Source organism: Shewanella mangrovi (genome assembly GCF_000753795.1).
Lineage (GTDB): Bacteria > Pseudomonadota > Gammaproteobacteria > Enterobacterales > Shewanellaceae > Shewanella > Shewanella mangrovi.
The window spans coordinates 93,987-108,611 of record NZ_JPEO01000002.1; the positions used below are offsets into that span (position 1 = coordinate 93,987).

The 14,625-nt window shown below is 44.7% G+C and carries 13 protein-coding genes and 5 tRNA genes; 6 read left to right on the forward strand and 12 right to left on the reverse strand.

What is annotated here, in order from left to right; translation table 11 throughout:
* Window positions 1-104: 104 nt before the first annotated feature.
* The 6 genes from HR45_RS02935 to HR45_RS02960 all read right to left on the reverse strand — a co-directional run bounded on the left by HR45_RS02935 (window position 105) and on the right by HR45_RS02960 (window position 4,754).
* Window positions 105-926, reverse strand: a complete 822-nt coding sequence (locus tag HR45_RS02935; RefSeq protein WP_037439610.1) for a hypothetical protein — start codon at window positions 924-926, stop codon at window positions 105-107.
* Between the two features lie 511 nt (window positions 927-1,437).
* Window positions 1,438-2,670 carry a tyrosine-type recombinase/integrase gene (locus tag HR45_RS02940; RefSeq protein ID WP_037439612.1) on the reverse strand — a complete coding sequence of 411 codons (1,233 nt, stop codon included), beginning with the start codon at window positions 2,668-2,670 and terminating at the stop codon, window positions 1,438-1,440.
* 183 nt (window positions 2,671-2,853) lie between these two features.
* Window positions 2,854-2,940, reverse strand: a tRNA-Leu gene (locus HR45_RS02945).
* A gap of 9 nt (window positions 2,941-2,949) precedes the next feature.
* Window positions 2,950-3,023: transfer RNA gene (locus HR45_RS02950), tRNA-Cys, on the reverse strand.
* 5 nt (window positions 3,024-3,028) lie between these two features.
* A tRNA-Gly gene (locus tag HR45_RS02955) sits at window positions 3,029-3,104 on the reverse strand.
* 210 nt (window positions 3,105-3,314) lie between these two features.
* Complete coding sequence (locus HR45_RS02960) at window positions 3,315-4,754, reverse strand: glyceraldehyde-3-phosphate dehydrogenase (protein ID WP_037439615.1); 1,440 nt, start codon at window positions 4,752-4,754, stop codon at window positions 3,315-3,317.
* 203 nt (window positions 4,755-4,957) lie between these two features.
* Between HR45_RS02960 and HR45_RS02965 the strand changes: the two genes are divergently transcribed.
* Both HR45_RS02965 and gap read left to right on the forward strand, forming a co-directional pair.
* Window positions 4,958-5,791: a DUF2989 domain-containing protein gene (locus HR45_RS02965; RefSeq protein ID WP_037439617.1), complete on the forward strand. Its 834-nt coding sequence runs from the start codon at window positions 4,958-4,960 to the stop codon at window positions 5,789-5,791.
* 287 nt (window positions 5,792-6,078) lie between these two features.
* Window positions 6,079-7,089, forward strand: coding sequence for a type I glyceraldehyde-3-phosphate dehydrogenase (gap, locus tag HR45_RS02970; RefSeq protein WP_037439618.1), 1,011 nt, complete (start codon window positions 6,079-6,081; stop codon window positions 7,087-7,089).
* Window positions 7,090-7,311: 222 nt separating this feature from the next.
* Here gap and rplT read toward each other — a convergent pair whose 3' ends face one another.
* The 4 genes from rplT to thrS all read right to left on the reverse strand — a co-directional run bounded on the left by rplT (window position 7,312) and on the right by thrS (window position 10,443).
* Window positions 7,312-7,671, reverse strand: a complete 360-nt coding sequence (gene rplT, locus HR45_RS02975; protein ID WP_037439620.1) for a 50S ribosomal protein L20 — start codon at window positions 7,669-7,671, stop codon at window positions 7,312-7,314.
* A 14-nt stretch (window positions 7,672-7,685) separates the two neighbouring features.
* Window positions 7,686-7,880, reverse strand: a complete 195-nt coding sequence (gene rpmI, locus HR45_RS02980) for a 50S ribosomal protein L35 (protein WP_037439621.1) — start codon at window positions 7,878-7,880, stop codon at window positions 7,686-7,688.
* Between the two features lie 88 nt (window positions 7,881-7,968).
* Window positions 7,969-8,511, reverse strand: coding sequence for a translation initiation factor IF-3 (gene infC / locus HR45_RS02985; protein WP_037439623.1), 543 nt, complete (start codon window positions 8,509-8,511; stop codon window positions 7,969-7,971).
* Between the two features lie 3 nt (window positions 8,512-8,514).
* Window positions 8,515-10,443 carry a threonine--tRNA ligase gene (thrS, locus tag HR45_RS02990; RefSeq protein ID WP_037439625.1) on the reverse strand — a complete coding sequence of 643 codons (1,929 nt, stop codon included), beginning with the start codon at window positions 10,441-10,443 and terminating at the stop codon, window positions 8,515-8,517.
* A gap of 299 nt (window positions 10,444-10,742) precedes the next feature.
* On the opposite strand from thrS, the gene HR45_RS02995 reads away from it, so the two are divergent.
* Complete coding sequence (locus HR45_RS02995; RefSeq protein WP_037439627.1) at window positions 10,743-10,937, forward strand: CPXCG motif-containing cysteine-rich protein; 195 nt, start codon at window positions 10,743-10,745, stop codon at window positions 10,935-10,937.
* A gap of 10 nt (window positions 10,938-10,947) precedes the next feature.
* Here the strand turns inward: HR45_RS02995 and HR45_RS03000 are convergent, their stop codons facing one another.
* Window positions 10,948-11,568: a riboflavin synthase gene (locus tag HR45_RS03000; RefSeq protein WP_037439629.1), complete on the reverse strand. Its 621-nt coding sequence runs from the start codon at window positions 11,566-11,568 to the stop codon at window positions 10,948-10,950.
* A 24-nt stretch (window positions 11,569-11,592) separates the two neighbouring features.
* Here HR45_RS03000 and HR45_RS03005 point away from each other — a divergent pair, with 24 nt between their 5' ends.
* The 3 genes from HR45_RS03005 to HR45_RS03015 all read left to right on the forward strand — a co-directional run bounded on the left by HR45_RS03005 (window position 11,593) and on the right by HR45_RS03015 (window position 13,268).
* Window positions 11,593-12,951 (forward strand): MATE family efflux transporter, encoded by a 1,359-nt coding sequence (locus HR45_RS03005; RefSeq protein WP_037439631.1) that lies wholly within the window; start codon window positions 11,593-11,595, stop codon window positions 12,949-12,951.
* A 144-nt stretch (window positions 12,952-13,095) separates the two neighbouring features.
* Window positions 13,096-13,172: transfer RNA gene (locus tag HR45_RS03010), tRNA-Val, on the forward strand.
* Window positions 13,173-13,191: 19 nt separating this feature from the next.
* Window positions 13,192-13,268 (forward strand) — tRNA-Val (locus HR45_RS03015).
* A gap of 347 nt (window positions 13,269-13,615) precedes the next feature.
* On the opposite strand, the gene HR45_RS03020 is transcribed toward HR45_RS03015, so the two are convergent.
* On the reverse strand, window positions 13,616-13,954 hold the full coding sequence (locus HR45_RS03020) for a hypothetical protein (protein ID WP_037439633.1): 339 nt from the start codon (window positions 13,952-13,954) through the stop codon (window positions 13,616-13,618).
* Between the last annotated feature and the right edge of the window lie 671 nt (window positions 13,955-14,625).

Sequence of the window (14,625 nt, forward strand, 5' to 3'; positions counted from 1 at the left end):
TTAGCTCACGAAATTAACGGGATATTTTTAAAATAGTTAATATTCAGTTAGTTATGTATCTTAGAAAATAAGAGACTACGTCTTAATTTCTTACTTGGTACCTATCACTTAAGCCAGTTGCTAATTGTTTTTTCGGAAAATGGATCATCAGCCATATCTGGAAAATCTTTCAATTCATTATCAATTATCTGCTTTACCTTTTTAGCATCAGTTAAGTCACGTTCGTCAAGACCAAACTTGGCTCTAAGAGCCAAGCGGATAAATAGAGCATGCCTAGAACTAACCCTTTCGGTTGGACGGTTTTTGATCCTTTCTACTGCAGCAGCTCTCAACAGTGCGTTGTTATACCGGTTAGGTAGTGGTTCACCATTTTTAGTTGAATCAAATATATTCTTTAGATCTGCGCGCAAGATTATTAGCTTTGTAGCTAAGGTATCATCTAGATCTAGCGACAAACGTATCAAAATTGTTTTTGTTAATTTGCAGTCAGTGCCACTTTCAACTGATGTTTCTAACAATACGTTTTGCTTATCAATAAGGCTTAGTGAATCGCTGTTATCTATGTCGTAGTCCTGACTCAATGCCCAAATGCCGTCAACAAAATACGCCGGAGATCTAACATCTGCCTCCCCATTTTGTACTACGGTAACATTTTCGGTAGTTCTAAAAATTTCTGCATATCTATTTGGAAATGCTTGTTCAAATAGTCCATTGAATTGGTGCCATTGAAGTGAATTGTCTGAGAATTCAATAGCTTTTATTGGAATCATGCCTTCCAACTTTACGCAGAATTGAATAGCACCAATTTCACGCATGTGCCATAGATCTTCTTCTTCACACTCAAAAAACTTCGCAGCTCTTTGAATTGAAAAATATTCCACAGGTAGCGAAAAATGATGTGGTTTCTGATGTGACTTGTCAGCCATAACACGCCCTCGTGTCGTTCACGCGCTAGGCACACGACCGCCACGCGTCAACACGCCCCCACTGTGTTGGGCGCCAAGGCGGGGTGTAGAGGGCTACACACCCTTTTCGGTAGCGATCCTAGCCTTGGCAATGCTGCTCAGCGTAAATCTGAACAGATCACTAGCATAACGCTAAACACGCTTTCTATGTCACTGTTTAACCACATTTAAACCCTATACCAGTTGAAAACCAGATAACAAAAGGCCTTTTTCTCTACTGGTATTAGGTGGTAGTTGGTAGGTAAAGGGTAATAAAAAACCTATTACCGCTTTAAACCCAGCTATATCAAGGGTTCTGGCTGGTGGTAGTAGGTGGTAATAGGTCTAAACGCAATTTCTCAAAGGTGGCAATTTGCGCTAAGTAAATTTTTAATTTCGCGGCGATAAAAATCCACCTAAGCGCACGGTGTCCGGCATAAGGGGCTGTAGGGATTTTACCCGCCCCTCCCCAGTGGTGGTAAATGACTTGGTTTTAGCCCCTAGCGAAGTTGGCGCTGATGACGTTACCCACTTCTGCCTGGGCCTTGAGCTCTTCCAAGTAATCAGCCCAACGTTGCATCATTTCGAAGCGCTGCGCCAAATGCTTGGTGCGGTTATAAGCTCGGCCATTGGCATCTTTAACCGCGTGCGCCAGCTGCTGCTCAATCCATTCAATGCGGTAACCCAACACTTCATCCAGTAACGTCCGTGCCATTGCTCTAAAACCATGAGGGGTCATATCTTCATTGGCATAGCCCATGGTCCTTAGTGCAGTCCTGACAGCATTCTCAGACATTGGACGGCTAGCGCCTCGAGCGCTGGGAAAGACGTACTTAGAGCGGCTATTAATGGCATACAACTCCTGCAGTAGCTCAACAGCTTGATCACATAGCGGGATCATGTGGGATTCACGCATCTTCATCTTTTCAGCAGGGATTTCGATTACCTTCTCTTTCCAATTCACTTCTGACCATTCCAATTGGCGTAATTCACCTGGTCTGCAGAAGAACAATGCCGAAAGCTTAAGGGCATGCTTAACGGTTGTGGTACCGTCGAATGAATCAATACGTACCATCAAGCGGCCGGCATCGGCTGGAGTAATAATCGCTGCGCGGTGGTTCACTTGTCTTGTGGTTAATGCACCTCTGAGGTCAGATGCCGGGTCCCGTTCTGCCAAGCCACAGGCGATCGCATAACGAAATATCAGGCTGATGTAGTTTTTAAGCTTATGAGCTGTTTCGAGCGCGCCGCGTTTTTCAACCAAGCGCAATACAGCAAGTAGTTTGGGGGCGTTAATCTCAGCGATGGGCAGTTTGCCAAGTGTGGGGAATACGTCGAGTTCAAGCGCTCTTTGTACTCTTGTTTGATAGCTAGCCGACTTATCTGCAGATCTAACCTTCAGCCAATCAAGCGCGACAGCTTCAAGCGAGTTGGCGGCCGACATCATTGCTTGTTGCTTTGCCTGCTGCTTTGATTCGTTTGGGTCGATATCTTGGCCAAGTAGCTTGCGTGCTTCATCGCGCGAGGCTCTCGCATCCTTTAAAGACACATCAGGGTATACACCTATCGCCAAGATTTTCTCTTTCCCCAAATACCGGTACTTCATACGCCAGTATTTACGGCCAGTCTTTTTGACTAGCAGATAAAGTCCTTTTTCATCGGATAGTTTGTAGTCTTTGTCTTTAGGCTGAGCGGTTGCCGCCTCTTTAGCTGTCATTGCTGCCATGCTGTTACTCCACCAATTTGGGGGTACCGATTTTGGGGGTATCTCGATGTACCCCCAGAAGTACCCCCAGAGATGGGGGTATTTGCCTAGACAGTTATAGACTATTTTGGAAAGGCAGAAAACAAAAAACCCGCTTAATATGCGGGTTCTGTGGAAGGTCTTAGACCGTATTACTCGATGAAATGGTACCCGAGGCCGGACTTGAACCGGCACGCTGTAACCAGCGAGGGATTTTAAATCCCTTGTGTCTACCAATTCCACCACTCGGGCATCGAGTAATGGAGGCGCGACCCGGAGTCGAACCGAGATCGACGGATTTGCAATCCGCAGCATAGCCATTCTGCCATCGCGCCATCTTTGGAGCGACATATCGGGTTCGAACCGATGACCTATACCTTGGCAAGGTATCGCTCTACCAACTGAGCTAATGTCGCGTTGCAGTTAAGAAAGTTCTCGTTGACTGCGGGATGGAATTCTACTGATTTGGATGGTGGAGTCAATCAATGATTTAGGAAAATATGCCAATTTCGTGCTGTATGCTGTCTATTTGCACAATCTTCAAAAAATCATCCATTATTTGAGCAATTTCAGCAGGTTGATGAGGTTGTAGTGGATAAAACTCAGCCACTACAACCTTAATCAAATTATTCAGATAGCGGCAGGCTCATAAAGTTAAGCCCCAACATTTTTTGCATGACACCAACAACCTGGCAGCTATAGCCGTATTCATTGTCATACCACACATAAATATTGGCACGATTATCTTCAGCAATTGTGGCTTGTGAGTCCACAACACCGGCATATCTTGAGCCAACCAAGTCGCTCGACACTATCTCGGTCGAATCGGTGTAGTCGATTTGATTCTGCAACTCCGAATGCAATGCGACATCTTTGAGGAAATCATTAATGTCATCTTTGCTGGTGGTTTTGTTCAGATTCAAGCTCAAAATCGCCAAAGAAACGTTCGGTGTAGGTACACGAATCGCGTTACCAGTCAGTTTACCCGCTAATACAGGCAACGCCTTTGCGACAGCTTTTGCTGCACCCGTTTCGGTAATCACCATATTTAAGGGTGCACTGCGTCCACGACGATCAGCTTTATGATAGTTATCAATCAAGTTTTGATCGTTGGTATATGAGTGGATAGTTTCCACGTGACCGCTGCTGATACCATAACCGTCATTGATCGCCTTAAGCACCGGCGTAATCGCGTTAGTGGTACAGCTTGCAGCAGAAACAATAATATCTTCTTCTGTAATGTCGCTATCGTTAACACCGTATACGATGTTTTTAATGGCGCCCTTAGCAGGAGCGGTTAACAATACTTTTGCAGCACCTGGACATTGCAGATGTTGACCTAACCCAGCCTCATCCTTCCAGATACCTGTGTTATCAACGACTAAAGCGTTTTCGATACCGTATTTAGTGTAATCCACTTCACTCGGCGAATTTGCATAGATTACTTGGATATAAGTACCGTTGGCGATAATGGCATTATTTTCGACATCGACTTCAACTGAACCGTTGAAAGGACCATGCACTGAATCGCGACGTAACAAACTCGCACGTTTTTCCAAATCGCCATCGCGTCCGCCACGCAAAACAATTGCTTTCAAACAAAGCTTGTTGCTTTGCCCAGTCTTCGCAATCAGTAAACGCGCTAACAAGCGACCAATACGGCCAAATCCATAGAGCACAACGTCTCGAGGTTGTACTTCATCTTTACAAGCAATCGCTGCCGCTAACTCTTGCTGCATATAAGCTTCGATAGCGTCTGTATTGGTATGCTCTTTCCAGTACTTGACCGCCAACTTGCCGATATCAACTTTGCATTGACGTACAGGCAACTTACTCAGCGCCTCAAGGAAAGGGAAACTCTCTCTTAATCGCAGCTTGTCTCCCACAAAACGACGTACCAAACGGTGTGCTTTGATAATGTCGATAGTGGATGCATTAAGCAGTGGTCGACCATATACCACAACTTCAACGCCTTGATTTCGATAGAGCTTACCAAGAATTGGCTGCATTACTTCAGCCAGTTCAAAACGTTCTTGCCAACTTTTCAGGTGTTTGTCCGCGCTCATTAACTGATCCTTTACGCTCATTTCCGAATATTTGATCGGAATTGATTGAGTAAACAGAAGAAACAACCAATAATCGATGGGTACTCTAACGGTATTAACGATTACGGTTGGCGACATTTTAATGAAAGACGCCAATAGTGACCAGTAATTAATTTTTCGTAACCATGTAATTTTATTGCACTTTTTTCTTTATCGGAGGCGTTTTGAGACGGTTTTTCGTAATAATTACGTCATTTTGTTTCATATCACTCCTCCAAGGCTGTGATCGGCTCACTCCAACCGAGCGGATCTGTAAAAATAATCCTGAAATTTGTGAAGATTTGCATACTGATGGTTGGTGCAGAACCGAACGGGCGATATTGGTTGATAATCGACTGACCGTAAAAGAGTCCGACGAAAAGCCGTCTGATAAACAGCTCTACGATTTATTGATTAGTTTAGAGCAGTATAATAAATGTATGTGGCGCGCTTCAGGCGTGCAGCATATTAACAATCCAGAACGCACCAATGTTCGAGCTCGTGCTTACGCGTTAAGCGCTCAATCGCTCGCTGAGCTGCAAGACTCAATAAAGAGTGCGAACACCCCTTACCTCTCCTATTACCAATGGACGCATTTAGGTGATGAAAATGCGCTTTATAAACTCATTGAAGCGGAGAAAAAACATCCAATAGAGGACCCTACCATTCTTACTGCGCTTGCTGGCCACTATCTTAAGTTTGATGCGCCAAGAGCACTTTCACTTTATTTAGCAGCTATTCACTATGCGGATGAGTCAGAGTTCAAACCTGATTGGTTACTTGGCATGGCGCGCGCTTATGAAATTTTGGATCTCCCTGAAGAACACTATCTGTTAGAAAAAACAAACCTCTTACTAACGCAACGCAACGTCAACGCCCAACAGTTAGAAGCAATCATAGGTGCTAAACCTGCCTTGCTTAAGCAATTGAATAACGAAGCAGAAGACTTAGCTGATGCGTTGGAGTCTGGAGACTTTAACGACTCTAACTGGCCTAAACGACTGGCTTATTCAAAGTAGCAATCTGAAAAAACCATCACTATTGAGCCCTAAATGCTGGCATTTTGTTCATAAAACCACCACATTTAAATGCCATAGTTTATTTGACTACAGGCTCATTTTGTCATACAAATAACCTGCCAACATTGTTATGGTTTCTTAATTATTTTTCAGCTTTGGGAAGAAAGCAAAATAATAGCACTTAGGTTGGCCAGATTTCCGGATTTAAAGTCAATTCAGCTTGACTAAATCATGCATTTTTGTAATTTTATTACCAGTTTATATTAAGTATATCTGAGGGATATGAAATGACTATCCGCGTAGCAATTAACGGCTATGGCCGTATCGGACGCAATGTTTTGCGAGCGCTTTATGAAAGCGAAAAGAACTACCCAATTCAAATCGTTGCGATCAATGATTTGGGTGATGCCACCACAAATGCTCATCTAACTAAGTATGATTCTGTTCATGGTCGCTTTAATGCATCTGTTGAACACGATGATGAAGCTATCTATGTTAATGGCGACAAAATCCTTACCTATTCTGAACGTGATCCATCTAAGTTGCCTTGGGGTGAACTTAAGGTTGACGTAGTATTTGAATGTACTGGTATCTTCACTTCTAAAGAAACTGCTCAACCTCACCTAGATGCTGGCGCGAAGAAAGTTATTATCTCTGCACCTGGTAAGAATGTTGATGCAACAGTTGTTTACGGTGTAAACAACAATGTATTGACCTCTGATATGACGGTTATCTCAAATGCTTCTTGCACCACCAACTGTCTAGCACCTATCGCTAAGCCGCTAAACGAAGAGCTGGGTATCGAATCTGGTTTGATGACCACGATTCACGCATACACCAACGACCAAGTGCTGTCTGACGTTTATCACAAAGACTTACGTCGTGCGCGTGCTGCAGCCTTGTCGATGATCCCAACCAAAACTGGCGCGGCTGCAGCTGTAGGTTTGGTTGTTCCAGAATTGCAAGGTAAGTTCGATGGTTTGGCTGTTCGCGTGCCAACCGCTAACGTATCTCTGGTTGATCTGTCATTTATCGCTTCTCGTGACACCACTGTTGAAGAAGTCAATGCAATCATCACTAAAGCAGCGCAATCTGCACCGATGAGTGAAGTATTGGGCATCAACGAAGAGCCTTTAGTTTCTATCGACTTCAACCACAATGCCTTCTCGTCAAACTTTGATGCGACCCAAACCCGTGTTAACGGTCGTTTGGTAAAAGTGATGTCTTGGTATGATAACGAATGGGGTTTCAGTAACCGTATGTTGGATAACGCGGTTGCATTAATGAACGCTAAGTAATTCATCGTTATCGAGAAAAAAGCGCTCTTATGAGCGCTTTTTTATTGCCCTAAATTTAGCCCTATAAAGGTTAAAGTCGCATCTAAACGTTTACGACTTACTCCTTTGCAAAGGCATCAGTAAACTACGCTCAAAAATATCCAAACAAAACGATACAAAGAAATTTAAGCAATAAAAAAGGGACCCTAAGGTCCCCTTCTTACAACTCTTGGCACTAATAAATTAGTTAGCCAGAGCTTCTTTTGCTTTTTCAACCAAAGTTGCAAAAACAACTTTGTCGAATACTGCGATATCAGCCAGGATCTTACGATCGATCTCGATAGAGGCTTTCTTCAGACCGTTTATGAAACGGCTATAAGACAGACCATTTTGACGAGATGCCGCATTGATACGTGCAATCCACAGTTGACGGAATTGACGTTTTTTCTGACGACGGTCACGGTAAGCATACTGACCAGCTTTGATTACTGCTTGTACCGCTACACGATAAGTACGTGAACGAGCACCGTAATAACCTTTGGCAAGCTTAAGAACTTTCTTGTGACGAGCACGTGCAGTTACACCACGCTTAACTCTTGGCATTTTTCAATCTCCTATTAAGCGTATGGTAGTTGGCGTGCAATCATAGGCACGTCAGCTTTGGCAACTAGACACTTAGCACGCAGATGACGCTTACGCTTAGTGCTTTTCTTGGTCAGGATGTGACGCAGGTGAGCTTGCTTACGTTTGAAACCATTAGCGGTTTTCTTAAAACGCTTAGCTACACCGCGGTCAGTTTTCATTTTTGGCATTACAAAAACTCCGCATTGGGATAATTAATAAAACGCAAGGCGAGAAGCAGATAACTGATGTCATCTGCTAGCTACTTTTGGTGCCTTACTATTTTTTCTTGGGGGCTAGCACCATCACAGCTTGGCGGCCTTCCATTTTTGGAAATGACTCAACCACTGCAACTTCGTCCAAATCGGCTTTGATACGGTTCAATAGATCCATACCTAACCCTTGGTGCGCTAGCTCGCGCCCACGGAAACGCAGCGTAACTTTCGCTTTGTCCCCATCTTCTAGAAAACGAATCAGGTTGCGTAGTTTTACCTGATAGTCGTTTTCATCAGTACCAGGGCGGAATTTAACTTCCTTCACCTGGACCTGTTTCTGCTTCTTCTTCTGTTCTTTTTGGGCCTTAGCCTTATCGAACAAAAATTTACCGTAGTCCATGATACGGCATACAGGCGGCTCAGCATTTGGACTAATTTCAACTAAGTCCAAACCCTGTTCATCTGCCTGTTGTTGGGCATCTCTAATGCCAACAACACCAACAGGTTCACCGTCGGCACCGACTAAACGTACTTGTGATAAGCCGGTGATTTCTTCGTTAATTCTGTTTGCGGCCGCCTGACGGCCCGATGTCTTCTTGATCTTTATGACCTAATCCTCCATCAACTCTAGACTACGGAGCGAAATTCTTTCAGTTACTAATGCAGTGAAATCCTCAACAGGCATTTTGCCCAAATCCACTCCGTCCCTGGTTCGTACCGCTACTTCACGGTTTTCAACTTCTTGATCACCTACGACCAGAAGGAAAGGAACTCGCTTCAGCGTGTGCTCGCGTATTTTAAAGCCTATTTTTTCATTCCTCAAGTCCGTACAGGCTCTAATTCCCTGTTGTTGGAATGAATTCACTATCTCTTCAGCATAAGATTGCTGTTTATCGGTAATATTCATCACTACCACTTGTGTTGGCGACAACCAAGCGGGGAATTTACCAGCATACTCTTCGATCAAAATACCGATGAAGCGTTCCAGTGAACCGAGGATTGCACGGTGGATCATCACCGGTACTTGGCGACTATTGTCTTCGGCAACATAAGCGGCGCCTAAACGGCCAGGCAATGCATAATCTAACTGCACTGTGCCACACTGCCAGGCGCGGTCTAAGCAATCGTGCAAAGTGAATTCGATCTTCGGACCGTAGAAGGCGCCTTCACCCGGCAGAATTTCATATTCAATGCCGTTATTGGTCAGCGCTTCTTTCAGTGCACCTTCTGCACGATCCCACATTGCATCGTCACCGATACGTTTTTCAGGGCGAGTCGACAGTTTTACTACGATATTTTTAAAGCCGAATGTTTCGTAGGTGTCGTATACCATTTTGATACAGCTACTAACTTCAGCCTGCACTTGTTCTTCAGTACAGAAGATATGCGCATCGTCTTGAGTAAAGCCACGCACACGCATCAAACCATGTAATGCGCCTGACGGTTCATTACGGTGGCAGCTACCAAATTCTGCCATGCGCAATGGCAGATCACGGTATGACTTTAAGCCTTGGTTGAAGATCTGCACATGGCCTGGGCAGTTCATTGGCTTGATGGCATATTCACGGTTTTCGCTACTGGTGGTAAACATGGCATCGGCATATTTATCCCAGTGACCAGAACGTTCCCACAGCACGCGGTCCATCATGAATGGACCTTTCACTTCCTGATAATCGTACTCTTTCAGCTTACCACGAATGAAGCGTTCCAACTCGAGGAAGATGCTCCAACCGTCGTTATGCCAGAACACCATACCCGGTGCTTCTTCTTGCATGTGGTACAAATCGAGTTGCTTACCAATTTTACGATGGTCACGCTTAGCAGCTTCTTCCAAGCGAACCAAGTGCGCTTTAAGGGCTTTCTTATCGCCCCAAGCAGTACCGTAGATACGTTGCAGCATTTTGTTGTCTGAATTACCACGCCAGTAAGCTCCAGCAACATTCATCAGTTTAAAAAACTGACAGAAACGCATATTAGGTACATGAGGACCACGACACATGTCGGTGTACTCTTCGTGGTGATACAGCGCTGGATGATCATCTTTGCTGATATTTTCATCCAAAATTGCCATTTTGTATGGCTCACCACGCTGTTCAAACGTGTCACGTGCTTCTTGCCAGGTCACGACTTTTTTGACAACGTCGTAATTGGTTTTGGCCAATTCCATCATGCGCGCTTCGAGTTTGGCGATGTCTTCTTCGGTCAGTTTATGTTCCAGATCAACGTCATAATAGAAGCCGTTATCAATTACTGGACCGATCGCCATTTTGGTTTCAGGCCAAAGTTGCTTAATGGCATGACCGAGCAAGTGAGCGCATGAGTGACGCGCAATTTCCAGACCTTCTTGATCTTTAATGGTGATGATTGCCAGTTCTGCATCATCAGCGATCAGATCACAGGCATCCTTCAATTCACCGTTAACACGGCCAGCGATACAGGCTTTCGCCAGACCTGGACCGATATCAGCAGCAACATCAAGAGTAGAAACTGGTTGAGCAAATTCACGTTTGCTCCCGTCAGGGAGAGTTATAACAGGCATGAGTAATCCTTAATCCAGTGGTGACCCACACGTAGGGCCACTTGGTCATCATGTTAAAATTAGAGTCGTTACGCGCTGCGACATCACCATACAGTGGCGATGTAACCCGCACGCGAAGGGCGAATTTTACGGTAGGAGCTCATGCTGAAGCAAGCCTAAATGACGGTTTTTACTTAGGTTAGGCCGATATCTAAAAATGAGGGCAAATATTTGTTGAAATTCATGCCTCACAATCCACTTCAAGCCATCAAAACAGCTTCTATACTGATTTAAGAGAAGGTGAATTAGGAGACGTCAACATGAAACGCCAGACTATCTGTTGCCCCCATTGTGGTCATCACCAAGCTGTGGAAATTGACACAACTCAAGGCGATCAAGACTTCTACAATGACTGCCATATTTGCTGCAATCCGATCCACGTGAGAATGCATATCGATCATCAGCATCAAACAATTAAACTTCACGTAGATGCCGATGATGAACAGTATTACTAGATGAAAACGGCTAGATGCCGTTTTCTGCGCGTTGTGCCATCACCCGTTCGACAGTATCGACGATGGTTTGCGTTTGGCTGTCTATTTCTAGGTTCAACTTCATCCCGACGTTATAATCCGCCAAATTGGTCAGACGTAGCGTTTCAGGAATAAGGTGCAGCCAGAAACGCCCTTCTGCAACTTCCCCCACGGTTAAACTACAACCGTTAACGCCGATAAACCCCTTATAAAAGATATATTTTTGCCAAGCCGGATCAAAAGACAGTTGTAAGTTATAGTGACTTTCCGTCAAATCAACCTGCGCCACTGTTGCTTGTGTGTGAACATGTCCCGAGAGAATATGGCCGCCGATCTCTTTGCCAAATGTCAATGAACGTTCAATATTCACCTGCGTGCCAATTTGAACTTCGGCAAGATTGGTGAGTGCTAATGTTTCTTCCATCACATCGAAAAACACCCTATCATCCGCCACAGCTGTCACGGTTAGACAAACGCCGTTATTCGCAACACTCGCACCTATTTGCAGATCTGACCGTAACGCTTGGGGAATAGCGACACCAAGCGTATGAAGTCCCACTTTTTTATCAATACTTCGGACTTCACATTTTGCCTGCACAATACCTGTAAACATAGTTAACTCGCTTTTGGATACATCATGGAACACGCTGGTTTTCACGCCAAACGGATCTTACAACTTGCCTTTCCCGTGCTGATTGCGCAAGTCACACAAACCCTGATGGGATTTATCGACACAGTAATGGCTGGACGTGTGAGCGCTGCCGATATGGCAGCTGTCGCGGTTGGCACCAGCATCTGGTTACCGGCGATACTGTTTTTTCAAGGCATGCTCATGGCGATTACGCCACTGATGTCACATCATCACGGTGCCAGTGAGTCCAACAAAATCGGCCCGTTGGCAATTCAGGCCACGTATATTGCCATAGTCGGCGGCTTGGTGGTGATGTTAATCCTACATTTTTCTAATCTGCTGATTAGCCAGATGCAGTTAGAGCCCGCACTAGAAGATATTTCAACCCGCTATATCAGCGCCATTTTATGGGGTGCTCCCGGGATGTTGTTGTATCAGGTTGTAAGAAGCTGTGGTGAGGGAATTTCCTACACTAAACCGGCGATGTTTATCGGTTTTATTGGCCTTGCCATTAATATTCCTGCCAATTTCATTTTTATTCATGGCTACTTTGGACTGCCGGCCATGGGCGGAGCAGGCTGTGGCGTCGCAACTGCTATTGTTTTCTGGGCCATGTTCCTTTCGATGTTGCTTTACATCTACCTCAGCCGCAAATTCGACGAAATAAGTTTGTTTCAGCATTGGGCCAAACCGGATTGGCAAACTATCACTGGTTTAGTTCGTTTGGGATTTCCGGTCGCCCTTGCACTCTTTTTTGAAGTAAGCATCTTTGCGGTAATCGCGCTGCTGTTGGCGCCATTGGGCGCAGATGTTGTCGCAAGCCACCAAATCGCGCTTAATTTCTCGTCCATTGTGTTTATGGTGCCTCTGTCTATTGGTGTCGCAGTTTCGATTCGCGTGGGCTATTACCTAGGTCGCCATCAAACAACACAAAGTGCTTTAGTCGCAAAAACAGGGATTCAACTCGGGTTAGCGTTAGCCAGCATAACCGCAGTCATTACCGTGGTGTTTAGGGCGAATATCGCCGCGCTTTATAACGACTCGCCCGACGTTATCGAACTGGCTTCGGGCCTTATGTTGATGGCAGCGGTTTACCAACTATCAGATTCGGTGCAGGTCATTTCATCCGGCGCCCTGCGCGGATTTAAAGATACCAAAAGCGCATTCTATATTACCTTTATCGCCTACTGGCTGATTGGAATGCCGCTAGGATATACCTTAGCCCGCACCGATATTATCGTACCGCATATAGGCGCTTACGGATTTTGGACAGGCCTAATCGCAGGATTGTCATCAGCAGCATTGATGTTTTCTCTTCGACTAAGGATCATTAAACGACGGGCTATTGGTTACGAATTGGCTTAATAAGGCGATGTAAGCGACTAAATATCAGCGAGTTGACCAGCAAATCACCATTTAGTCATTTTTTTGATATTTTCGCTTGCCAGTGTAACTCGGTCGACTTTAATATAGCGTCCGTTCCCGCTAGTAACTATTACTAGCAACGATACACCCGTAGCTCAGCTGGTTAGAGCACTACCTTGACATGGTAGGGGTCGGTGGTTCGAGTCCACTCGGGTGTACCAAATTGAACAACTCTTCTTTACACCCGTAGCTCAGCTGGTTAGAGCACTACCTTGACATGGTAGGGGTCGGTGGTTCGAGTCCACTCGGGTGTACCAAACATCATAAAATCAACGCGTTAAGGTTTTAAAAATCCTACCAAAACGCGATATTCTGACCATTGTCATATATTTTTCTTAAATTTTTATAATTGTTTATTCTTTAATCAAAAATAAAGCGACTCATATCACGATGGCCACAATCGGTCACGAATGTGACCACTGTGTGACCACCACTCGGTGATCACATTCAAAGTGATTCTCAACTAGAAAGCTTTTGGACATAAACGAGATAGACACTTTGCTCTAATTAGTCTCTTTCGGATTAAAATTTCTATGGATTAACGCTCAATTAAGGGGCCGAAATAGCGAAGCTATTAAGGTCCCAGCCCGCTTGCGGGCGAACCTTAATTTTTTGTTAGGCGCTTCAATAAGTTACGCCCCAACTCCGAATCAACTGTTTCACCGTCCCTAAATATAGAGCCTATTACTTCTATCCAGTGTTCTTTTTCGGAAACATCATAGTGGCTTGCACCATAAAATGAGGCCTCTTTAGCTTGACCTATGATGAATTTCTCCCGAGCCATTTCAGCAAATACTGACGCCAAGTTATCCTTTGTGCATTGAACATGTAGAGACTCAGGAAGACCTTCCACAGAGCAATACAGACGTAGGCAAAGCTGAACCGCGTTGTTATATGACAACCCTTCTGGAAATGAGCCTTCTAGATAACTTTTCAAAACCATTTTTCGCCTAACGACCAAAGCAGCGGCGCGTGTTAGCGCGTCCAGCCCAAAGGGCGATGCTGCCTTTGCTTGTTATATGTTTTGCACTCATATCTTTGCTACGGAATCGATTGTTATAGTGCAGTCAAAGTAGTCAGTCACGTATGCAGCCAGACAATCGCCGAATTCATCTAATGTTGCTTTGCCATCATCGTCAAAGTCATTCTCGACTGTAAGAATCAGTTTTTCACCGTCCCATGTGAATATCGGGTTCTTGTGCCAATCCCTATGCTCCCTAAATTCTTGAGCTATATCGTCTGAGGCTTCTTTACCTTCATTTGACGATAAGCCTTCGCAAATTATCGTGACTCTATACATACATATAACATTTTATTAGTGCGCATGCGCGTTTACCTCGTTGGACGAGAAAAACGCACACAGCTAACTATCGGTATGGGAAGTGACGTTTTGCCTCTTCCCCTGTGTAGGAGGAAACATAGCGCGTAACCACCTGAACAACAATCCATTTTCGTCACATCCCCAAAACACGATCTTGGGATTATCTTGATCTCAGGTAGTTTCCTTTGAAGTTCTTCTCTAGAGAAGAACGGTGTTATTACAGATCTAATAAAAACGGCCTTCAAGTTTCTGAAGACCGTTTTTGTGTCCACAACATTGTGTAATCAATATGG

Coding starts and splice junctions, on each gene's coding strand:
- rplT (WP_037439620.1), bottom strand. CDS start 7,671: ATGCCAAGAGTTAAGCGTGGTGTAACTGCACGTGCTCGTCACAAGAAA.
- thrS (WP_037439625.1), bottom strand. CDS start 10,443: ATGCCTGTTATAACTCTCCCTGACGGGAGCAAACGTGAATTTGCTCAA.
- HR45_RS03000 (WP_037439629.1), bottom strand. CDS start 11,568: ATGTTTACAGGTATTGTGCAGGCAAAATGTGAAGTCCGAAGTATTGAT.
- HR45_RS02940 (WP_037439612.1), bottom strand. CDS start 2,670: ATGGCAGCAATGACAGCTAAAGAGGCGGCAACCGCTCAGCCTAAAGAC.
- HR45_RS02935 (WP_037439610.1), bottom strand. CDS start 926: ATGGCTGACAAGTCACATCAGAAACCACATCATTTTTCGCTACCTGTG.
- HR45_RS02995 (WP_037439627.1), top strand. CDS start 10,743: ATGAAACGCCAGACTATCTGTTGCCCCCATTGTGGTCATCACCAAGCT.
- HR45_RS03005 (WP_037439631.1), top strand. CDS start 11,593: ATGGAACACGCTGGTTTTCACGCCAAACGGATCTTACAACTTGCCTTT.
- rpmI (WP_037439621.1), bottom strand. CDS start 7,880: ATGCCAAAAATGAAAACTGACCGCGGTGTAGCTAAGCGTTTTAAGAAA.
- HR45_RS02960 (WP_037439615.1), bottom strand. CDS start 4,754: ATGAGCGCGGACAAACACCTGAAAAGTTGGCAAGAACGTTTTGAACTG.
- gap (WP_037439618.1), top strand. CDS start 6,079: ATGACTATCCGCGTAGCAATTAACGGCTATGGCCGTATCGGACGCAAT.
- HR45_RS03020 (WP_037439633.1), bottom strand. CDS start 13,954: ATGGTTTTGAAAAGTTATCTAGAAGGCTCATTTCCAGAAGGGTTGTCA.